Here is a 20,211-nt window from a genome sequence, read left to right as displayed (position 1 = left end):
ACTCGCCTCCTCTTCCGCGTCGATCAGAACGGGTACCGGGTGATGCTGCCCTGCATGGTCAGCCACTGCGTCTCGGTGAACGCCTCGATGTTCGCCGCGGCGCCGCCGAAGCGGGAGCCGGTGCCGGAGGCGCCCACGCCGCCGAACGGGGCGACGGCCTCGTCGCTGACCGTCTGGTCGTTGATGTGCACCTTGCCGCTGGGGATGCGCTCGGCGAGGGCCACCGCCTTCATCACGTCTCGGGTGAGGATGCCGAGGGAGAGGCCGTACTCGGTGTCCCGGGCGAGCGCCACCGCCTCGTCGAGGTCGGCGAAGGCGATCACCGGGGCGACCGGACCGAAGACCTCCTGCGCGTACGCCGGGGTGCTGGTGGTGACGTCGGCGAGCACGGTCGGCCGGTAGAACAGCCCCTCGTACGTGCCGCCGGCGGCCAGCCGGGCCCCGGCGTCCACGCTGGCGGTGACCAGCGAGTGGATCTTGTCGCGCTGGCCCTCGTCGATGATCGGCCCCAACGCCACCTGCTCCTTGGCCGGGTCCCCGACCGGCAGGTGATCCGCCTTCTCGGCCAGCTTCTCGACGTACCGCTCGGCCAGGCTTTCGTGCACCAGGTGGCGCCCGGTCGTCATGCAGATCTGGCCCTGGTGCAGGAAGGAGCCCCAGGCGCCGGCGGAGGCGGCGAGGTCCAGGTCGGCGTCGTCCAGGACGATCAGGGCAGAGTTGCCGCCCAGCTCCAGATGCGCCCGCTTGAGGTGCCGGGCGGCCGCCTCGCCGACCTTCCGGCCGGCCGCGGTCGAGCCGGTGAAGCTGATGACCTGGACGTTCGGATCGGCGACCAGCGCCTCGCCGGCGTCCACGCCGCCGGGCAGCACGTGCAGCAGCCCCTCCGGCAGCCCCGCCTCCTCGAAGATGCGGGCGATGGTCAGCCCGCCGGAGACCGCCGTACGGGGGTCGGGCTTGAGCACCACGGCGTTGCCCAGGGCCAGTGCCGGCGCGACCGAGCGGATCGACAGGATGAGGGGGAAGTTGAACGGCGCGATGACGCCGACCACGCCGGCCGGCAGCCGGCGGGCCAGGCTGAGGCGCGGCTGCGCGCTCGGGATGAGCTCACCGAGCGGGTGCGAGGCGAGGCCGGCGGCCTCGTAGCACTCCTGCGCCGCCGTGTCCGTCTCCACGCCGGCCTTGGGCGGGATCGAGCCCGCCTCCCGGACCAGCCACTCACCCACCTCGGCGGCGTGCTGCTCCCACAGCTGCCCGGCGCGGCGCAGCACGGCGGCGCGCTCGAGGTAGGTGGTGGCGGCCCAGGCGCGTTGCGCCTCGGCGGCCCGGGTGCCGGCCCGGGCGACGTCGTCAGCGTTGGCCACGCCGACCACGCCGAGCTCCTCGCCGGTGGCGGGGGCGCGGACGGGTGCCTTACCGCCCGCCGCCTCCACCCAGCCGTCGCTGTAGATCTTGCCGTGCCATGTCGCGGCGTCGAGAAGAGCCACTGTGTCCTCCTGAGCTGGGGCGGGTACGAGGGATCAGGGTTTGAAGTGCTGTTCGGTGACGACCGGTACGTCGAGCAGCAGTGGCTCGGCCCGGTCGGCGAGCGAGGGTACGACCTCGTCGAGGACGGCGAGGAGTTCCGGGTAGCTGGTGACCCGACGGGCGGGACAGCCGAGCGCGCGGGCGAGGCCGTGGACATCGACGTCCTCGAACGCAGGCCAGGGCGCCTTGCCACCCACCTTGTCCGCGAGCCGGTCCATGATCGCGTACCGGCCGTTGGAGAGGATCACGAAGAGCACGCCGCAGCCGTACCGGGCGGTGCTCCACAGCCCCTGGATGCCGTAGAGCGAGGAGCCGTCGCCCAGCACGGCGACGACGGGCCGGCTCGGGTCGCCCATCCGCAGGCCCGCCGCCGCCGGCAGCCCGAAGCCCAGCCCACCCATGGCCGCGCTGACGAAGCCGCGCGGCTCCCGGGCCGGCAGCAGCCGGTGCAGGTCGGGCCGGGTGGACGGGGTCTCCTCGACCACCACCACGTCCCGGGGCAGTCGCTCGGCGAGGGCGGTGAAGACGTGCACCGCCCGGATCGGCTCCCCGGGCGCCGGCGGTTCGACCGGCTCACCGCGCCGCTCGGGCGCGGTGGCGGGGCGCGCCGACACCCGCTCGGCCACCGCGGCGCAGAGCGCCGCCGGGTCGGCGAGCACGGCGAAATCGGCCCGACTGTGGTGCAGCTCGTCGGGGTCGGCGGAGACCACCGCCACGGTGACCCCGTCGGGCACCAGCGGGCCCGGCTCGTAGGGGTACTGCCGGAAGGCGCCGGTGCCCACCACGAGCACGACGTCGTGCCCGTCGAGCACCGTGCGCAGCCGGGACCGGCCGGCGGGCAGGTGCCCGGCGAAGCGCGGGTGGTCCTGCGGGAAACCGGCCCGGGCACCGAACGCCTCCTGCCAGACCGGCGCGCCGATCCGCTCGACCAATGAGACCAGCGCGTCCCAGCAGCGGCGGTCATCGGCGCCCGCACCCACGACGACCACCGGGTTGGCCGCGCCGTCCAGCAGCCGGGCCACCTCCTCGGCGGCCGGGCCGGGCGCCGAGCCGGCGCGCAGCACCGCGGTCGGTGCGGCCAGCCCGAGCGCCGGATCGACCTGCGCCGACCAGTCGTCCATCGGGACAATCACCATGGCCGGTCCCTGGTGCTGGACGGCCTCGTGCCACGCCCGCCGGATCGCCGCCGGGACGTCCTGGGGCAGCACCGGCTGGTTCACCCAGACCGGGTACGGACCGGCGAGGCCGTCGAGCTGCCCGGCCAGGAACGGCTCCAGCGCCAGGTGACGCCGGTCCTGCTGGCCGACCACGACCACCAGCGGCGCCCGGTTGACCCGCGCGGTGGCGAGCGCGCCGACGGCGTTGCCGAGCCCGGCCGTGGTGTGCAGGTTGACGAACGCGGGCCGCCCGGTGGCGATTGCGTACCCGGTGGCCATCCCGACCACGGACCCCTCGTGCAGGGCGAGGACGAACTCCAGGTCGTCGGGGAGGTCGGTGAGGAAGGCGACCTCGGTGGAGCCGGGGTTCGCGAAGATCCGGTGCATGCCGCACCGGCGCAGCACCTCCAGCGTGGCCTCGCGGACGGTCGTCACGCCGGGCCCTTCTGCTTCTTGGCGCGCTGGACCTGCTCGAACACGTGGCCGCGCAGCTCGGCGAAGCGGCTGGACGAGCGGGTGGTGAGCTGGTCCCGTTCGTCGGGCAGGTCGACGGTGACGTCGTCCAGCACCACCGTGGGCGAGGAGGAGAGCACCAGCACCCGCTGGCCGAGGTAGACCGCCTCGTCGATGTCGTGCGTGACGAACAGGGTGGTCACCCCCAGCTGGTGCCACAGCGCGCGGACCAGGTCCTCCAGATCCGCCCGGGTCTGCGCGTCGACCGCCGCGAACGGCTCGTCCATCAGCAGGATGTGCGGCTCGTACGCGATGGCCCGGGCGATGGCGACCCGCTGCTGCATACCGCCGGACAGCTGCCACGGGTACGCCGACTGCACGTCGGCGAGGCCGACGGCCTCCAGCGCCTGGTGGATCAGCTCCTCCCGGCGCGCCTTGGGCAGCTTCTTCTGCTTGAGCGGCAGCTCGACGTTGCGCCGTACGGTCATCCAGGGGAAGAGGCTGCGGCCGTACTCCTGGAAGACCACGGCCATGCCGGGTGGCGGGCCGCTGACGGCGGCGCCCTCGAGCACGACCTCGCCGGAGGTCGGGGCGAGCAGCCCGGCGATGCACTTGAGCAGCGTGGTCTTGCCGGCGCCGGACGGCCCGACCACGCAGACGAGTTCGCCCTTGCGGACGGCGAAGGTGAGGTCGCGGACGGCCTCCACGGACCGGCCGTGCCCCTCGTACACCTTGCGCACGCCGCGGACGTCGAGCAGCACCTCGGTGTCGGTCCGGGGCTGACTCTGCGTTATGACAGTCATCGATTCCCACCTCGCTGCGCCTGGCGCAGTCCGAAATACCAGTTGAGGACCCGCCGCTCGAACAGCCGCATCAGCAGCGCGAGCAGGAACCCGAGCACACCCAGCAGCAGGATGCCGGTCCACATCTCGGTGACCGCGAACGTCCGCTGGAACTGGATGATGGTGAAGCCCAGCCCGTTGCTGGCGGCGAACATCTCGCTGATCACCATCAGGATGATCCCGACCGAGAGCCCCTGACGCAGGCCGGTGACGATCTGCGGGCTGGCCGACCGGATCACCAGGTGCCACAAGCGGGCTCGCCCGCGCACGCCGTAGCTGCGGCAGGTGTCGACGAGCACCTCGTCGACCGCCCGAACGCCCTCGACGGTGTTGAGCAGGATCGGCCAGAGACAGCCGGAGACGATCACCAGCACCTTCATCGTGTCACCGATGCCGGCGAAGAGCATCAGCACCGGGACGAGCACCGGCGGCGGGATGGCCCGGAGGAACTCCAGGACCGGTTCGCAGAACGCCCGTAACCGCGCGAAGGAACCGATCAGCACGCCCATGCCCACGCCGAGCAGCACCGCGAGCAGGAAGCCGCCGAGCAGGCGCAGCAGGCTGGGCAGCACGTCGGCGGTCAGCCGGCCGTCGAGCCACACCTCGCCGAAGCTGCCGAGGATCTGCGACAGCGGTGGCAGGTAGTAGCTCTCGCTGTCGACGGTGAGCACCCACCAGAGGGCGAGCAGCACGGCCGGCAGGGCGAACGCCGCGACGGTCGAGCGGGTGATCCGGCGGAGGAGACTCATGCCGTCACCTCCCGGCGCAGCGACGGGTGCCAGGACAGCAGCCACCGCTCCAGCCGCCGGGCGAGGACGTTGACCGCCACGCCGAGCAGCCCGGTGACGATCACCAGCGCGTACATCCGGGCGACGGCGCCGCCGGACTGGGCGGCGCCGATCTCGTTGCCGAGCCCGGGGGCGCCGATGACGAGTTCGGCGGTGATGGCGAGGATCAGCGCGACGGCCGCGGCGAGACGGACCCCGGTGAGCACGTACGGCAGCGCGGTGGGCCAGGTGACGTGCCGCATCCGGGCCCACCGGTTCAGTCCGAAGGTGCGGGCGGTGTCGTGTGCGACCGGGTCGACGTCCTGCACGCCGTAGAGCACCTGGACGAGGATCTGCCAGAACGCCGCGTAGACCACCAGCAGCAGCACCGAGCGCAGGTCGGTGCCGAAGACCAGCACGGCCAGCGGGATGAGGGCCACCGACGGGATGGGGCGGAGGAACTCGATCGTCGAGGCGGTGAACTCCCGCAGGACGGGGACCGTGCCGACGACGAAACCGACGACCACGCCGAGCCCGACCGCGATGGCCAGTCCGAGGGCCCAGCCCCGGACGGTGTCACCGAGCGCGGTCCAGAACGCGGGGTCGCCGACCAGCTCCGCCAGCGCGACGCTGATCCGGCTGACCGGCGGTAGGTAGTTCGGTGAGACCAGGCCGATGCGCGGCACCAGCTCCAGCACGGCGAGGAAGGTGCCGAACCCGGCGACGCCGAGCAGGGCGTTGCCCCCGCGCAGCCGACCGGCCGCGCCGGCCCGGGACTTCCGGGCCGGCGCGGCGAGCGTGGTCGTGGACGTCACGGGAGCAGCTCCGCGACGTCGGCCTTCTTCTCGATCAGTCCGTCGGCGAGCATCATGTCCGCCAGCGCCTGGACCGACTCCCGGTTGATCTGGCCGGTCCAGGCCGGGAGGGTCATCTTCTCCGCCACCGCCGGCTCGATCTTCGTGTACGTCAGTAGCACCTTGCGCACCTCGTCCGGGTGCTCCTGCGCGTACTGCAGGGACTTCTCGATCGCGGCGGTGAAGCGCTTGACCAGGTCGGCCTTCTCCTTGATGGTCTTCTCGGTGGTGAAGTACGCGGCCACCGTCATGTTCGGCGCGGCGTCCACCATGTTGGAGGCGATCACCCGGGCGCCCTGGTCCTGCGACACCGTCAGGAACGGCTCCACCACCCACGCGGCGTCGACCCGCTTGGCGTCGACGGCGGCCGGCATGTCGGGGAAGGCCAGCTCGACGAACTTGACGCCGGAGGGGTCGCCGCCGGCCTTACGAATCGACGCGCGGACAGTGGTGTCGCCGACGTTCTTGAGGTTGTTGACGGCGACGGTCTTGCCCGCGAGGTCGGCCGCGGTCTTGATCGGGCTGTCCTCCGGCACCACGATCCCGCTGAAGTCCTTGCCCTGCTGGCCGGTGGAGGCGTTGCCCTCGGCGATCGCCTTCAGCGGCAGGTTCTGGGACTGGGCGACGATCAGCGAGACGATGTTGCCGAAGGCGAAGTCGAACTCGCCGCTGACCACGCCGGGCACCGCCGCGGCGCCGCCCGTGGTGTTGACCACCTCGACCTCGATGTTCTGTTCGGCGAAGAAGCCCTTCTCCTTGCCGAGGTGCAGGGGGGCGACGTCGACGATCGGAATCGCCCCGACCTTGACCTTGGTGACGCCTCCGCCCTGTCCGGAAGAGCCGGCGGAGTCGGAGGAACCGCAGCCGGCGGCGGTCACGAGCAGTGCTGCGGCGGCTATGGCGCTGATGAGGGAACGGCGCATGGAAGGTACTCCCGGATCCGGCGGTCCCGAGGGACCGGGGGTGGTGGGTCGTGCTGGCGGAGAGCCCCGAGGATGATCGGTATCATGTTCGCAAGCCGAACGGGTGTTCTTATCTAGAACGTTGGCACGTGTCCCGCCTCACGTCAACGGGTCGCCGCAACATTTCTGCAACGCGCCGGACGCGACGAACCCGGCCGCCGCGTCCTCGTTGACGGATCGCCGGGCGGGGCATTACGTTCGAGATAAGGACGGTAGTCCGCATAGCGAACAGCGGGCGACCGAGGGAATCGACAGGAGACGGGGAGGCTCATGGCGAAGCTCGTCTCGCTGGCCGAGGGCGTGGCGGACCTGGTCCGCGACGGTGACGTGGTGGCCCTGGAGGGCTTCACCCATCTCATTCCGTTCGCCGCCGGCCACGAGATCATCCGTCAGGGTCGGCGGGAGCTGACCCTGGTCCGCATGACGCCCGACGTCATCTACGACCAGCTCATCGGCGCCGGCTGCGCCCGTCGACTGGTCTTCTCCTGGGGCGGCAACCCGGGCGTGGGATCGTTGCACCGCTTCCGGGACGCGGTGCAGAACTCCTGGCCGGCGCCGCTCGAGCTGGAGGAACACAGCCACGCGGGGATGGCCAACCGCTACGTCGCCGGCGCCTCCGGCCTGCCGTTCGCCGTGCTGCGCGGCTACACCGGCACCGATCTGCCGCGGCACACCGCCAACATCAAGACGATCACCTGCCCGTTCACCGGTGAGGTGCTCACCGCCGTCCCCGCCCTGCGTCCCGACGTCACGGTGGTGCACGCCCAGCGGGCCGACCGGGCCGGCAACGTGCAGATGTGGGGCATCACCGGGGTGCAGAAGGAGGCCGTCCTCGCGGCACGTCGGTCGCTGGTCACCGTCGAGGAGATCGTCGACGAGCTCACGCCGGTGCCGGGGCAGGTCGTCCTGCCGGGCTGGGCGGTGACCGCGGTGGCCGAGGTCCCCGGCGGTTCCCATCCCTCGTACGCCCAGGGCTTCTCGGTCCGCGACAACGACTTCTACGTCCGGTGGGACGCGATCAGCCGGGACCGGGACAGGTTCCGCGACTGGGTGGAGCAGCATGTGCTGAAGGCAGGAGTCCAGGCGTGAGTGGCGACTACACGTCCGACGAGATGATGACCGTCGCCGCGGCGCGCCAGCTGCGCGACGGGGCCGCCTGTTTCGTCGGGATCGGTCTGCCCAGCACCGCCGCCAACCTGGCGCGGGCCACGCACGCGCCGAACCTCGTCCTGATCTACGAGTCCGGCTGCCTCGGGGCGAAGCCCGACCGGCTCCCGCTCTCGATCGGCGACGGGGTCCTCGCCGACACCGCCGACTCGGTGGTGTCGGTGCCCGAGGTCTTCAACTACTGGCTCCAGCCGGGCCGGATCGACGTCGGCTTCCTCGGTGCCGCCCAGCTCGACCGGTACGGCAACATCAACACCACAGTGATCGGGGGCGACTACGACGACCCGAAGGTCCGGCTCCCCGGCGCCGGCGGCGCCCCGGAGATCGCCGCGTCCTGCGGCGAGGTGGTGGTGGTCGTCCGGCAGAGCCTGCGCACCTTCACCGACCGGGTCGACTTCGTCACCTCGGTCGGGTACGGCAGCGGACCGGGCGACCGGGAGCGGCTCGGGCTGCGCGGCGGCGGGCCGCGCGTGGTGATCACCGACCTCGGCATCCTGGAGCCCGATCCGCACACCTGCGAGCTGACCCTGACCCGCCTGCACCCGGGCGTCACCGTCGACCAGGCCCGGGCCGCCACCGGGTGGGACCTCGTCGTCGCGCCGGACCTGACCACGGGACAGCCGCCGACCGCGCACGAACTGACCGTGCTGCGGGCGCTGGAGGCGACGAAGAAGGGGCCGACCCGATGAGCAACGAGGTCTACGTCCTCGACGCCGTGCGTACCCCGATCGGCCGGTACGGCGGCGGCCTGGCGGAGGTACGCCCCGACGACCTCGTCGCGCACGTCGTGGGGGAGATCGTCCGGCGCAGCCCCGGCCTGGATCCGGCACGCATCGACGACGTGCTGCTCGGCGACGCGAACGGCGCCGGCGAGGACAACCGCGACGTGGCGCGGATGGCGGTGCTGCTCGCCGGCCTGCCGCCCTCGGTGCCCGGCGCGACCGTCAACCGGCTATGCGGCTCCGGCCTGGAGGCGGTGATCGGCGCGTCCCGGGCGATCGCCCTCGGCGACGCCTCGATCTGCGTCGCCGGCGGAGTCGAGTCGATGAGCCGGGCGCCATGGGTGCTGCCCAAGCCCGGACAGGGCTACCCGCGCGGGCACGAGACGCTGCACTCGACCACCCTCGGCTGGCGGTTGGTCAACCCGCGGATGCCGCAGGAGTGGACGGTGGCGCTGGGCGAGGGGGCGGAGATCCTCGCCGACCGCTACAAGATCACTCGCGCGGAGCAGGACGCCTTCGCGCTGCGCAGCCACCGGCTCGCCGCGCAGGCCTGGGCCGCCGGTGCGTACGCCGACGAGGTCACCGCCGTGCCCGGAACCGAGGTCGAACGGGACGAGAGCATCCGGCCGACCACCACACTCGAGGCGCTCGCGCGCCTCAAGCCGGTCTTCCGGGACGACGGGACGGTCACCGCGGGCAACTCCTCCCCGCTCAACGACGGGGCGAGCGCCCTCCTGCTCGCCGACCGGGCCGGCGCCGAGGCGATCGGCCGGGCACCGCTGGCCCGGATCGTCTCCCGGGCGGTCACCGCGATCGAGCCGCAGCTGTTCGGCATCGGCCCGGTGGCGGCGGCCGAGGAGGCGCTGCGCCGGGCCGGAATAGGCTGGGGCGACCTCGACGTGGTCGAACTCAACGAGGCGTTCGCCGCGCAGTCGCTCGCCTGCCTGGCCGAGTGGCCGGACCTCGACCCGGAGATCGTCAACCCGCAGGGCGGGGCGATCGCCCTCGGCCACCCGCTGGGCTCGTCCGGGTCGCGGATCCTCGGGTCGCTCGCCTGGCAGCTGCACCGCCGCGGCGGCGGGCGGGGACTCGCCGCGATCTGCATCGGGGTCGGCCAGGGGCTGGCCGTCGTGCTGGAAGCCTGACGGGAGAGGAACATGTCCCAGGAGACCGTCCACCGGACCGACAGCGGTCTGGTCCTGCCGCGGTACCGGCGCGACGACATCGACGCCCACCCGCCCCTGCTCAGCCCCGGCTACAAGTCGACGGTCGGGCGCGCGCCGCGGCAGCCGCTCACCTACCTGCCGCAACGACTCACCGAGATCACCGGGCCCCTGCTCGGCGAGGGCCGGCTGGCTCCGCTGGACCACGACCTGACCCGGCAGCACGACGGGGAACCGCTCGGGCAGCGCATCATCGTGCACGGCCGGGTGCTCGACGGCGACGGACGCCCGGTGCCCCAGACCCTGGTGGAGATCTGGCAGGCCAACGCCGCCGGACGGTACCGGCACGCGGTGGACAACTGGCCCGCCCCGCTGGACCCCAACTTCGAGGGGGTCGGCCGGGCGCTCACCGACGAGCGCGGCCGCTACCGCTTCGTCACGATCCAGCCCGGCGCGTACCCCTGGAAGAACCACGACAACGCCTGGCGGCCGGCGCACATCCACTTCTCGCTCTTCGGCCGCGCCTTCACCCAGCGGCTGGTGACGCAGATGTACTTCCCGGGCGATCCGCTGTTCTCCCAGGATCCGATCTTCAACTCGGTCCGCGACCCCAAGGCACGGGAGCGGATGATCGCCCGCTACGACCACGCCACCACGCAGCCGGAGTGGGCCCTGGCCTACGAGTTCGACATCGTGCTGCGCGGCCGGGAGAGCACTCCTTTCGAGGACGAGGACGACGATGAGTGAGCACCTCGGGGTCACCCCGGCGCAGACGGTCGGACCGTACCTGCACATCGGCCTGCTCTGGCCCGACGGCCCGTACGTCGTACCCGAGGGGACGCCGGGCGCGATCTGGATCCGCGGACAGCTCTTCGACGGCGCCGGCGACCCGGTGCCCGACGGGATGGTCGAGAGCTGGCAGGCGGACCCGGACGGCCGCTTCGACCACCCCGACGACCCGCGCGGCGCGCGGACGCCGTCGGTGCCGGGGTTCCGGGGGTTCGGGCGAAGCGCCACCGACGCGCAGGGGCGCTACGAGATCCTGACCGTCAAGCCGGGCGCGCTGCCGGACCCCGACGGCGGCGTCGAGGCACCCCACCTCACCCTGTCGGTCTTCGCGCGCGGGCTGCTGCACCGGGTCGTCACCCGGCTCTACTTCCCCGACGAGCCGGCGGCCAACGAGGCGGATCCGGTGCTGCGCACCGTCGACGCCGGCCGCCGTCACACCCTGCTGGCCACCGCCGCACCGGACGGGTTCCGCTTCGATATCCATCTGCAGGGCGACCATGAGACCGTCTTCTTCGCCGTCTGAGTCCCTGCTCGGCGGCCTCTCCGGCAACCCCGACGTCGACGCGGAACTCACCGACCGGGCGCTGCTGCAGGCGATGCTCGACGCCGAAGCCGCGCTCGCCGCGGCCGCCGCCGACGGCGGGGTCGCACCGCGGGCGGCGGCGGAGGCCATCGCCGCCCGGTGCCGCGCCGGCCGGTACGACCCGGCCGAACTCGGCCGCGCGGCCGAGAGCGCCGGCAATCCCGTCGTTCCACTCGTGCGCGAGCTGACCGCGGCCGTACCCGAGGACGCCCGGCCCTGGGTGCACCTCGGAGCGACCAGCCAGGACATCCTCGACACCGCGCTCGTCCTGGTCGCGGTGCGCGCGTCCGGACGGCTGCTGGACCACCTCGACGCGGCGGCCGCGGCCGCGGCCCGCCTCGCCGACGACCACCGCGACACCGTCCTGGTCGGCCGCACGCTGGGCCAGCAGGCGACGCCCACCACGTTCGGGCTGAAGGCCGCCGGGTGGCTGCTCGGCCTGGTCGAGGCGGGCAGCCGGCTGCGCTGCGTCCGCGCTTCGTTGCCGGCGCAGCTCGGCGGCGCCGTCGGCACGCTCGCCGCGCTGGGAGCGGCCGGGCCGGTGGTCGCCGACCGGTACGCCAACCGCCTGGGCCTGCCCGCTGATCCGCTGCCCTGGCACACCCGCCGCCAACCCGTACTCGACCTCGCCGCCGCGCTCGGCGCGCTGCTCGCCGCCACCGGCAAGGTCGCGCTCGACGTCGGGCTGCTCGCCCAGCCGGAGGTCGGTGAGGTCGCCGAGGGCGGCACCGGCCGGGGCGGCTCCTCGGCGATGCCGCACAAGCGCAACCCGGTCGACTCGGTTCTGGTCACCGCCGCGGCCCGGCGCGCCCCGGGTCTCGTCGCCACCATGTTCACCGTCGCCGTGCACGAGCACGAGCGGGCCACCGGCGCCTGGCACGCCGAGTGGGAACCCCTGCTCGACCTGCTGCACCTGGCCGGGGGCGCCGCCGCCCGTACCGTCCGGATGCTGGACGGCCTGGTGGTTCACGCGGACCGGATGCGGATGAACCTCGACGCCGCCGGGGGTCTGGTGCTGGCCGAGGCGGTCGCCGCGCGGCTGGCGCCCGCGCTCGGGCGCAGCGCCGCGCATGACGCCGTCGCTCGCGCAGCCGGCCGGCCCCCGTTCCGCGACGCACTGCTCGCCGACCCGGACGTGCGTACCCACCTGAGCGAACCGGACGTCGATGCGGCGCTCGATCCCCGCGCCTGGCTCGGCTCGGCGAACCTCTTCGTCGACCGGGCCCTGGCCGCCCACCGCGAGGCGGCATCGTGACGTCCCGGTTGCACCACCGCGTCGACGGCCCGGCGAACGCGCCCGTGCTGGTGCTCGGCAGCTCCCTCGGCACCACCGGCGCCATGTGGGAACCCCAGCTCGCCGCGCTGTCCGCCCGCTTCCGGGTCATCCGGTACGACCACCTGGGCCACGGCCGCTCCGCGGTGCCGCCCGGGCCGTACACCATCGAGCAGCTCGGCCGGGAGGTGCTGGCGCTCCTCGACGACCTGGGCCTGCGGCGCGTGCACTACGCCGGGCTCTCCCTCGGCGGCATGGTCGGCATGTGGCTCGCCGCGCACGCACCCGAGCGGGTGGGCCGGCTGGCGCTGCTCTGCACCTCGGCCTCCCTCGGCCCGGTGCAGGGCTGGCGACAGCGGGCGGAGACGGTACGGACCGCCGGCGTGGCGGCGATCGCCGATTCCGTGGTGTCCCGCTGGTTCACCCCGTCCTTCGCCGCGTCCCGGCCGGAGGTCGTCGCGACGTACCGCGCCATGCTGACCGCCAACCCCGCCGGCGGCTACGCGGGCTGCTGCGAGGCGATCGCCGCGATGGACCTCCGCGCGGACCTGGCGAAGATCGGCGCACCGGCAGTGGTGATCGCCGGCGCCGACGACCTGGCCACCCCGGTCGCGCACGCCGAGCGGATCGCCGAGCGCATCGCCGGGGCGCGGCTCGCGGTGGTGGACCACGCCGCGCACCTGGCCAACGTGGAGCAGCCCGAGCAGATCGGCGAACTGCTGCTGGACCACTTCGACGAGGAGACCTGAATGGACGACCGCGAGCGGCACGACGCCGGCATGACAGTACGCCGGCAGGTGCTGGGCAACGCCCACGTCGACCAGGCGATCGCCGGCACCGACGAGTTCACCGCCGACTTCCAGGACCTCATCACCCGGTACGCGTGGGGCGAGATCTGGACCCGGCCCGGCCTCGACCGGCGGACCCGCAGCTGCATCACCCTGGCCGTCCTCGCCACCCTGCACCACGACGAGGAGTTGGCGATGCACGTCCGCGCCGCGCTCCGCAACGGGTTGACCCAGGACGAGGTCGCCGAGGTCCTGCTCCAGGTCGGCGTCTACGCTGGCGTCCCAGCGGCCAACCGGGCGTTCAAGGTGGCGCAACAGACCCTGCGACAGGAGGCCGGATGAGCGAGGCGCGAACCCCGGAGTTCGTCCAGTCGCTGGAGCGTGGGCTCGCGGTCATCCGGGCCTTCGACGCCGAGCACCCGCAGCTCACCCTGAGCGAGGTGGCACGGGCGACCGGACTGACCCGCGCGGCCGCGCGCCGGTTCCTGCTCACCCTGGTCGAGCTGGGTTACATGCGCACCGACGGGCGGTTCTTCTCGCTGCGGCCGCGCATTCTCGAGCTCGGGTACGCGTACCTGTCGAGCCTGAGCCTGCCCGAGGTCGCCATGCCGCACATGGAGGCGCTCGTCCGGCAGGTGCACGAGTCCTGTTCGATGTCGGTGCTGGACGGTGACGAGGTGGTGTACGTCGCCCGGGTCCCGACCAAGCGCATCATGACCGTCGGGATCAGCGTCGGCACCCGCTTTCCGGCCTACGCCACCTCGATGGGGCGTGTGCTGCTCGGCGCGCAGCCCGCCGGATGGCTGGACGACTACCTCGCCAAGGCCGAGTTGACGCCCCTGACCCGACGCACCATCACCGACCCGGCGAAGCTGCGCACCGTCCTGACCAAAATCGCCGCGCAGGGGTACGCGATCGTCGACCAGGAGCTGGAGGAGGGGCTGCGCTCGCTGGCCGCGCCGATCCACGGCGAGAACGGTTCGGTGATCGCGGCGGTGAACGTGTCGGCCCACGCCAGCCGCGGCTCGTCGGAGGTGATCCGCAAGGAGCTGCTGCCGCCGCTGCTGGAGACGGCCAAGCGGATCGAGGAGGACCTGCGCGGCGGCCACAACCGCCACCAGGCACGCTGAGCGGCACCGGGTTCTGCACTGTGTGTCGCCCTGGTCCTAGGACCTTCCGCATGCAGGAGGGCCGGTGGACGACGATCACCCCGTCGCAGTTCACGCACGAGCGGGAGGCGCTGGCGCATGTCCAGGCGCTGCTGCCCGACACGGAGCCCTACCGCGCCTGGTCGAACTTCACCTTCACCGCCCAGACCGGCCACCCGTACGAGGTCGACCTGCTGGTCGCCGCCCCGGGCGGGCTCCACCTCATCGAGGTCAAGAGTCTGAACGGGCGGCTGACCTCCAGCGGCTCCAACTGGACGGTGCCGTGGTGCGGGTGGGCGACTACGAGTGGATCGCCCTCCCCGGCGCCTGGGTCGCCAACGCCCACCGCAGCGTCGCTGTTTGACCCGCCGCGGCTCCGCCCCGCACCCTGCCCGTCGCGGCTCCGCCCCGCATTTCATGATCGTTGGCAGCTCAGCTGTAGCTGTGCCCGGCGTGTCGTACTGCTGGCCTGCCAACGATCAGCGTTCGCCATAGCACATCGCGGCGTCGGGCGGGGGATGTCCACAGTGCGGTGGCTGTCCACAGACACGAGGGCGGGTCGGTTGCGGGGCGGTGGGGCGGGGCGGCACGGTCGGCGGCGTGAATCCGCTGTTGCTGCAACTGGTGGAGCGCGGAGGTGGGGTGTTGACCCGCGCGATCGCGACTCGGGTGGTGCCAGAGTGGACGCTGGAGTTCGCGTGCCGCCGCGGTGACCTGGTGCGGGTGCTGCCCGGGGTGTTCGTGGCTGCGTACCTGTTCGACGGTGGATCTGGTGCCGGAACTCCCGCCCTCAGCCGCCTCGACCCTGCCCTTGGTCACCGTGCAGTTCTCGCCTGGGCGGGCGGAGGTGGTGCCCTCAGTCACCTCAGCGCGCTCGACGTGTGGGGGGTGCGCCGGCAGGTGACCGGTGACCTGCTGCACCTGAGCGCACCGGCCGGGACCGGACTGCGCACCCGGCCCGGAGTGACCGTGCACCGACGTCGGGGATTTGTTCCCGAGCCGCCGCAGGTGATTGTCCGGCGAGGGGTGGCGGTGACCCGCATCGAGCAGGCACTCGTCGACTCGTGGCCGTTGCTGCCGCCGAGCGAGCGGAGGGCGCCCGCGATCCGGGCGGTCAACGAACGGCTGACCACACCGGGCCGGCTGGATGCGAGCCTCGCTCCCGTGCCGAAGCTGGACGACCGGGCAACCCTGCGGACGCTGCTGACCCGGCTAGCCGAGGGCTGCCGCAGCCCGCTGGAGATCTGGGGGCACGAGTACGTCTTCACCGGCCCGGGAATGCCGGCATTCCAGCGGCAGGTGCCCATCCGGCTCGGCCAGCGCACGGTCTACCTCGACCTGTTTGCCGAGCCGGAGCGCGTCAACATCGAACTCGACGGCGCCGCCAGCCACGGCGACGCACGACAGCGCGAAATCGACCTGCGCCGCGACGCACAGCTGGCCGCCATGGGCATTCAGGTCGTCCGTTTCGCCCACCGCCGGCTGGTGCACGAGGTTGAGCAGGTACGCCGGGAGACCCTCGCCGTCCTGGCCAGCCGACGCACCTGATCCCCGAGCCGCGGCAGCGCTGTCACGGCCGATGCCTCGGTCAGTCCGCCGAGCCGGCCGGCACCACCCAAGTTGTCGGCTGACCGGTGATCGCCGTGATCATGTCGAAGTCACCGGTCCGGTTTGGCCGTGCCCACTTCGCCGGTCAGGTCGGGAAGCCCGCCCGTCTTGAGCCAGTCGGCGAACTTGCGCCGCTTCTCCCGGTTGACCAGGGCCTGCAGGGCGGCGTTGACCGTCGCCTTCTTGGTGGTGGTGCCGAGAAGCCTCGCCGCTTCCGCGAGCAGGTCGTCGTCAACACCTGGCGGCGACGATCGAGATCCTCGAGCCGGCCCTCTGCATCGTTCAGGGCCGCGAGGTCTACAAGGCACTCACCGCGCTCATGACTCGTCGGCGTCAGCTCGTTCCGCAGCTCGAACGGGCCCGGATCGCCGGTGTCGACACGCTCGTTGCCGCCTTCACGCATCCGTCCGCGATGCGGCTGACCGACCACTGGGGGCGGCTGACCAGCGCGCCGTACCTTTACGAAACGGTGGTCCCGGCGCTCAAGGCCGCGCGGCAAACGATGACGAGCACGTGAGGTCAGCCGCCGTAGCGGCCCAACCAGTACGGGTCGGTCGCCTCGACGTACTCAGCGCCGGACGGGCTGTGCTCCAACTGCGTCACGTAGTCCCGAGCAAGGGTGTCGGCGACCCAGGCCAGTTCCAGCCGGGAGAGCCAGTCCACTGGTAGCGCGTCGACGCCGTGCGCGGCGCCGAGGAGGGCACCGGCCACCGTTGCCGCATGCTTGGCACCGGCCGACGATGCGAACAGCAGCGCCTCCCGCACCTGCTCCCGTTCAGGGAAGGAGACAGCCACGTAGACGCCGCCGAGCAGTGCGGCTTGGGCCGTGGCACCTGCCGCGAGTCGAGTCAGCTGCGCCGGGTCCGCGGGCTTGGCTTCCGCTGCGGCCAGCGCGGGTGCGAGCACGTCGCCGGTGGTGCCGGACCAACTGCCGTGCGGCACGCTGTGCGCTCTCATGGCGGCTCCGGCGACCGTGTTGCCCAGGCCGATCAGGTGGATCATCGTGGCGCCCAGCGCTGCCGCCGGCAGCGCCGAACCGCCGTGGGTGAGAGCCGCGAGACTGGCTCCCAGCGAACCGGGCGACTCCCACCAGGTGCACAGGCCGGCCGGCAGAGCGCGGGTCAGGGCGTGCGCGCCGATGCTGGCCCCGCCCGGGCGCTCCACCGTACCCACCACGCCCTTCTGCAGGGCGGCGACCGTGGCCGGTGCGGAGCGGCGCCGCTCGCGCAGCACCGGCACCTCCGCGAGCCACCCGGTCGGCGGATCGCTCCCGTACGCGGGCTTCACACCGTCGATGCCCTGAAGCACCGCCCACCGGTTGTAGGCGTACCAGACCATGCCGGGCGGGTGGGTGATCCCTCGGTGCATGCCTCGGATGCGCGCGCGGATCAGGCCGTCGACGGTGAAGCAGGCGAGCTGGCCGGCGCTCGTCGCCCGCAACTGTCCGCTCGCCGGCACCGTGCCGCCCGTCGCGCCGATCGCGTCACCCAGCATCAGCCCGAGCACGCAGCCTCGGGCGGTCACCAGTGACGGCGCGTTCCTGATCACGCTGTGCAGCATAGGACGAGGTAGGCCGGCGACGGACGCTGCGGTGAGCCCTGCTTTCAGGGGCGCCGGCGGCGCGGAGGCCGGCGAGCTGGACGTAGATCTCGCGCTTGGCGGTCGCCTCGCCGCGCCGGTCGAGGACGTACCCGGTCAGCCAGACCCAGCCGTGGTACGTCGGCTGGCCGGACACCGACACGACGCGGAAGGTCAGCGCGCGGTCACCGGCGAACTGCACCGAGGCGCGGCCGTCGACGAGCAGCAGGTCACCGGGGGAGGGGCGCGCCGTCACCAGCGGCCGGAGTTGGGTGGCCGGCACTCGCGGGCGTGCATGGTCTGCCAGTCCCGCAGCGCTCGCTTGAGCCGGTCGTTCTCCTCGGTCAGCGTGCGGACCTGCGCGTGCAGGTCGGTCAGCTCGTCGGCGACCAGCGCCTGGAACTGGCGTACCTCATGGGGGTCGACGCCGCGACGGCGCGGCGCGAACGCGCGGGTCCGCACCTCGTGCGGGGTCAGCCGGGCCGGGTGGCCGGTCCCGTAGAGGTGGCCACCTCGGTACACCTGGGCCACGTCGATCCTTTCCGGTGCAGCCGGGAGCGAAGGCTCGGTGGGTGGAAGGGCGGGCCGTCCGCACGCCGGCCGCGGACGACCCGCCTGCTCCGCCGCCGCAGCTCGATTCAGCGGTACGGCAGCGGAGCAGTCCGGAGGGTCGGGACGGGCGCACCCGCCCCGACCAGGGGGATGAGCCGAACTCGTTGCCACGCGAGGAGCGGCTCGGAAGAAACATAACTAGGGAACACAGGGAAGTAAAGACCATTGTTTAGGTGTCACCGTTGTGATCGAATTCGGGGTGCCACGCGAGGAGTGACATGCCCGAATCAGCCGAATATCTACGCATCGCTGACGACGTGATCGCCGACGTCAGAACAGGGAAGCTCAAGCCAGGCGACCGGCTCCCGTCGATCGCCGACACGCGCGCGGCCTACCGCGTCAGCTACGGGACCGTGCAGCTGGCTTACGTCCGCCTTGAGGCCCTGCGGGTCATCCGCCGCTTGCAGGGCAAGGGTGTCTTCGTCACCGATCCGAAGACCTGGATGCGGGAACCATGAATCGCGCCTGTCCGGTCCACTGACCGATCAGCGGGTAGCGCAGAGATCAACGTAGGTGCAGGCTCGGCTTGTGAAGGCGTACGTTGGGGTCACCGATGAGCGCTGGTACCGCTTCCTGGCTGCGCGCCCGTACCTGAACGAGGTCAACTTCTGGCGACCTTCGGGGGGCAGCTTCCGCGCTCTCACCATCGGCGAACCGTTCTTCTTCAAGGCGCACCACCCGCTGAACCGTGTCATCGGCGGCGGGTTCTTCAGCGGTTTCACCCGGCTGCGCATTTCCGAGGCATGGGAACTGTTCGGCGAGGCGAACGGCGCGGCGACCGTCACGGACATGCGCAACAGCGTCGGGCGGTACCGCAGGCAGGCGATCGGGCCCGACGAGGATCCCGTCATCGGCTGCGTCTTCATCCGCGACGTCACCTATTTCCCCGACGGCTCCACCGTGGCCGCGCCGCAGGACTTCGCGCCGAACGTGGTGCAAGGGAAGACGTACGACCTGGCGGATCCCCGCACGCAGGAGTACTTCGAGCTGCTGATCCACCGGCTCATCGGTACCGCAGTGGACCTCGACCTCAGCGAGCCATGGCACCGGCCAGGTCCCGTGTACGGTGATCCGCGCCTGGCGCCGCAGCGTCTCGGTCAGCAGGCCTTCAAGGCCGTCGTGCTGGGAGCCTACGGTCGGCGCTGCGCCATCACCGGCAACAAGGTGGCACCGGTACTGCAAGCGGCACACATCCGCCCCCTACCGAAGGGCGGTGAGCATCGCCTGGACAACGGCCTCCTACTCAAGTCCGACGTGCACATCCTCTTCGACCGCGGTTATCTCGGTGTGGATCCCAAGTACCGTCTGCTGGTCAGCCCGCGCCTCCGCAGCGAGTTCGGCAACGGCGACCAGTTCTACGCCAAGGCGGGAGACGTGATCGCTCTGCCCGAGCGCCGCCCCGATCGCCCAAATCGGGAGTTCCTTGAGTGGCACCTCGACACGGTGTTCAAGGCTGCGTGAGCGCCGTGACGATCAGGCCGGCGTCGGTGCGTCCAGGATCGCGCTGAAGCGCTCCTCCGCCAGATCCAGCTGGTCGAGGATGTGCCGCTTCACCTCCGCCGACAGCGGCGTGTCCGGCCGGGTCACCAGCTCCCGCAGCACCGGCACCAGGGGCCGGTACTTCGCCGCCCACGTCGGCACCTTCGGCCCGACCGAGTAGACCACGCCCACCCCGTTGTCGGTGAAGTCGGAGATCTTGATGACCCGCGCCCAGGGCTCCCGGTCGAGGCTGGCGGCGACGTGCTCGCGGTACTGCTCGTGGCGGTCGCGCGAGGCGTCGTACACCGGGTTGGTGACGGCGGCGACGAGGCGCGCGACGCGCGGGCCGAACCGCTCGGCGAGCGCGGCCAGCGCGGCGGCGCGGACCTCGCCGGTCGATTCGACGGCGCCGGCCTGACCGGAGCAGGCCAGCTCGGCGGGGTGGTCCTCGACCGCGTCGTGCAGCAGGCCGGCGACGATCACGTCGACGTCGCGCACCTGGTAGTGGTGCAGCATGCGGATGGCGACCCGCAGCAGGTGGTTGAGGTACGGCTCGCGGACGCGCCGGTCGTCGCGGTGCAGGTGGGCGGCGAGGTCCAGCGCGTCGGTGAGCCGGGCCCGCGCCGCCTCGTCGAAGCCGGCGATCTCCAGCCGGAAGCGGGCGGTCAGGCCCGGCTCGCCGTGGAGCTCGGTGATCGCGTGCATCGGCATGGTCGCGAGGTGCGCGGGAAACTCCATGACC

General features: G+C 72.3%; 25 protein-coding genes. 14 read left to right on the top strand and 11 right to left on the bottom strand.

Annotated features, from left to right (window positions below):
* Window positions 1-23 precede the first annotated feature (23 nt).
* Genes EV376_RS20735 through EV376_RS20710 form a run of 6 tightly spaced genes read right to left on the bottom strand, consistent with a single transcriptional unit; the run spans window position 24 to window position 6,520 of the window.
* Window positions 24-1,484 carry a benzaldehyde dehydrogenase gene (locus EV376_RS20735; protein WP_130325693.1) on the bottom strand — a complete coding sequence of 487 codons (1,461 nt, stop codon included), beginning with the start codon at window positions 1,482-1,484 and terminating at the stop codon, window positions 24-26.
* A gap of 33 nt (window positions 1,485-1,517) precedes the next feature.
* Window positions 1,518-3,116: a thiamine pyrophosphate-dependent enzyme gene (locus EV376_RS20730; protein WP_130325691.1), complete on the bottom strand. Its 1,599-nt coding sequence runs from the start codon at window positions 3,114-3,116 to the stop codon at window positions 1,518-1,520.
* Window positions 3,113-3,937 carry an ABC transporter ATP-binding protein gene (locus tag EV376_RS20725; RefSeq protein WP_130325689.1) on the bottom strand — a complete coding sequence of 275 codons (825 nt, stop codon included), beginning with the start codon at window positions 3,935-3,937 and terminating at the stop codon, window positions 3,113-3,115. Before EV376_RS20725 ends, EV376_RS20730 begins: the two co-directional genes overlap by 4 nt.
* A complete protein-coding gene (locus tag EV376_RS20720; protein WP_130325687.1) occupies window positions 3,934-4,725 on the bottom strand; it encodes an ABC transporter permease in 792 nt (263 codons plus the stop codon). The genes EV376_RS20725 and EV376_RS20720 overlap by 4 nt, the downstream gene beginning before the upstream one ends.
* The gene (locus EV376_RS20715; RefSeq protein ID WP_486482727.1) at window positions 4,722-5,558 is read right to left on the bottom strand and encodes an ABC transporter permease; all 837 of its coding nucleotides are present in this window, start codon (window positions 5,556-5,558) and stop codon (window positions 4,722-4,724) included. Before EV376_RS20715 ends, EV376_RS20720 begins: the two co-directional genes overlap by 4 nt.
* On the bottom strand, window positions 5,555-6,520 hold the full coding sequence (locus EV376_RS20710) for an ABC transporter substrate-binding protein (RefSeq protein ID WP_130325685.1): 966 nt from the start codon (window positions 6,518-6,520) through the stop codon (window positions 5,555-5,557). The genes EV376_RS20715 and EV376_RS20710 overlap by 4 nt, the downstream gene beginning before the upstream one ends.
* 309 nt (window positions 6,521-6,829) lie before the next feature.
* On the opposite strand from EV376_RS20710, the gene EV376_RS20705 reads away from it, so the two are divergent.
* The 11 genes from EV376_RS20705 to EV376_RS20655 are packed head-to-tail and all read left to right on the top strand — an operon-like array spanning window position 6,830 to window position 15,740.
* A complete protein-coding gene (locus tag EV376_RS20705; RefSeq protein ID WP_130325683.1) occupies window positions 6,830-7,648 on the top strand; it encodes a CoA transferase subunit A in 819 nt (272 codons plus the stop codon).
* Window positions 7,645-8,415: a CoA-transferase subunit beta gene (locus EV376_RS20700; protein ID WP_486482726.1), complete on the top strand. Its 771-nt coding sequence runs from the start codon at window positions 7,645-7,647 to the stop codon at window positions 8,413-8,415. The genes EV376_RS20705 and EV376_RS20700 overlap by 4 nt, the downstream gene beginning before the upstream one ends.
* On the top strand, window positions 8,412-9,593 hold the full coding sequence (locus tag EV376_RS20695; RefSeq protein WP_130325681.1) for a thiolase family protein: 1,182 nt from the start codon (window positions 8,412-8,414) through the stop codon (window positions 9,591-9,593). Before EV376_RS20700 ends, EV376_RS20695 begins: the two co-directional genes overlap by 4 nt.
* A gap of 12 nt (window positions 9,594-9,605) precedes the next feature.
* Window positions 9,606-10,358 (top strand): protocatechuate 3,4-dioxygenase subunit beta, encoded by a 753-nt coding sequence (gene pcaH, locus EV376_RS20690; RefSeq protein WP_130325679.1) that lies wholly within the window; start codon window positions 9,606-9,608, stop codon window positions 10,356-10,358.
* Window positions 10,351-10,923, top strand: a complete 573-nt coding sequence (gene pcaG, locus EV376_RS20685; protein ID WP_130325677.1) for a protocatechuate 3,4-dioxygenase subunit alpha — start codon at window positions 10,351-10,353, stop codon at window positions 10,921-10,923. The genes pcaH and pcaG overlap by 8 nt, the downstream gene beginning before the upstream one ends.
* Complete coding sequence (pcaB, locus tag EV376_RS20680) at window positions 10,898-12,238, top strand: 3-carboxy-cis,cis-muconate cycloisomerase (RefSeq protein ID WP_130325675.1); 1,341 nt, start codon at window positions 10,898-10,900, stop codon at window positions 12,236-12,238. The genes pcaG and pcaB overlap by 26 nt, the downstream gene beginning before the upstream one ends.
* Window positions 12,235-13,005: a 3-oxoadipate enol-lactonase gene (pcaD, locus tag EV376_RS20675; RefSeq protein ID WP_130325673.1), complete on the top strand. Its 771-nt coding sequence runs from the start codon at window positions 12,235-12,237 to the stop codon at window positions 13,003-13,005. Before pcaB ends, pcaD begins: the two co-directional genes overlap by 4 nt.
* Complete coding sequence (pcaC, locus tag EV376_RS30970; RefSeq protein WP_130325671.1) at window positions 13,006-13,386, top strand: 4-carboxymuconolactone decarboxylase; 381 nt, start codon at window positions 13,006-13,008, stop codon at window positions 13,384-13,386.
* A complete protein-coding gene (locus EV376_RS20665; RefSeq protein ID WP_130325669.1) occupies window positions 13,383-14,174 on the top strand; it encodes an IclR family transcriptional regulator in 792 nt (263 codons plus the stop codon). The genes pcaC and EV376_RS20665 overlap by 4 nt, the downstream gene beginning before the upstream one ends.
* Before the next feature lie 50 nt (window positions 14,175-14,224).
* Window positions 14,225-14,905, top strand: coding sequence for an NERD domain-containing protein (locus EV376_RS20660; RefSeq protein ID WP_130325667.1), 681 nt, complete (start codon window positions 14,225-14,227; stop codon window positions 14,903-14,905).
* The gene (locus EV376_RS20655; RefSeq protein WP_130325665.1) at window positions 14,793-15,740 is read left to right on the top strand and encodes a DUF559 domain-containing protein; all 948 of its coding nucleotides are present in this window, start codon (window positions 14,793-14,795) and stop codon (window positions 15,738-15,740) included. Before EV376_RS20660 ends, EV376_RS20655 begins: the two co-directional genes overlap by 113 nt.
* Window positions 15,741-15,850: 110 nt before the next feature.
* Here EV376_RS20655 and EV376_RS20645 read toward each other — a convergent pair whose 3' ends face one another.
* Window positions 15,851-16,108 carry a type II toxin-antitoxin system VapB family antitoxin gene (locus tag EV376_RS20645; protein WP_130325663.1) on the bottom strand — a complete coding sequence of 86 codons (258 nt, stop codon included), beginning with the start codon at window positions 16,106-16,108 and terminating at the stop codon, window positions 15,851-15,853.
* A gap of 11 nt (window positions 16,109-16,119) precedes the next feature.
* On the opposite strand from EV376_RS20645, the gene EV376_RS20640 reads away from it, so the two are divergent.
* Complete coding sequence (locus EV376_RS20640) at window positions 16,120-16,317, top strand: hypothetical protein (RefSeq protein ID WP_130325661.1); 198 nt, start codon at window positions 16,120-16,122, stop codon at window positions 16,315-16,317.
* 2 nt (window positions 16,318-16,319) lie between these two features.
* Here the strand turns inward: EV376_RS20640 and EV376_RS20635 are convergent, their stop codons facing one another.
* From EV376_RS20635 to EV376_RS20625, 3 genes are read right to left on the bottom strand one after another with little or no spacing between them, the layout of a single operon-like run.
* A complete protein-coding gene (locus tag EV376_RS20635; RefSeq protein WP_207228239.1) occupies window positions 16,320-17,348 on the bottom strand; it encodes an ADP-ribosylglycohydrolase family protein in 1,029 nt (342 codons plus the stop codon).
* Complete coding sequence (locus EV376_RS30965) at window positions 17,284-17,634, bottom strand: hypothetical protein (protein ID WP_486482725.1); 351 nt, start codon at window positions 17,632-17,634, stop codon at window positions 17,284-17,286. The genes EV376_RS20635 and EV376_RS30965 overlap by 65 nt, the downstream gene beginning before the upstream one ends.
* Window positions 17,631-17,909 (bottom strand): DivIVA domain-containing protein, encoded by a 279-nt coding sequence (locus tag EV376_RS20625; RefSeq protein ID WP_486482724.1) that lies wholly within the window; start codon window positions 17,907-17,909, stop codon window positions 17,631-17,633. Before EV376_RS20625 ends, EV376_RS30965 begins: the two co-directional genes overlap by 4 nt.
* Before the next feature lie 299 nt (window positions 17,910-18,208).
* On the opposite strand from EV376_RS20625, the gene EV376_RS20620 reads away from it, so the two are divergent.
* Window positions 18,209-18,448 (top strand): winged helix-turn-helix domain-containing protein, encoded by a 240-nt coding sequence (locus EV376_RS20620; RefSeq protein WP_130325657.1) that lies wholly within the window; start codon window positions 18,209-18,211, stop codon window positions 18,446-18,448.
* Between the two features lie 70 nt (window positions 18,449-18,518).
* Entirely contained in the window at window positions 18,519-19,451 is a 933-nt protein-coding gene (locus tag EV376_RS20615; protein ID WP_130325655.1) for an HNH endonuclease, read from the top strand.
* Between the two features lie 12 nt (window positions 19,452-19,463).
* Here EV376_RS20615 and EV376_RS20610 read toward each other — a convergent pair whose 3' ends face one another.
* Entirely contained in the window at window positions 19,464-20,207 is a 744-nt protein-coding gene (locus tag EV376_RS20610; RefSeq protein ID WP_130325653.1) for an HD domain-containing protein, read from the bottom strand.
* Window positions 20,208-20,211: the final 4 nt, after the last annotated feature.

It is taken from the genome of Micromonospora sp. CNZ295 (genome assembly GCF_004217535.1).
Note: the sequence above shows the minus strand (reverse complement) of the source record. Positions and strands in the feature narration are given on the sequence as shown.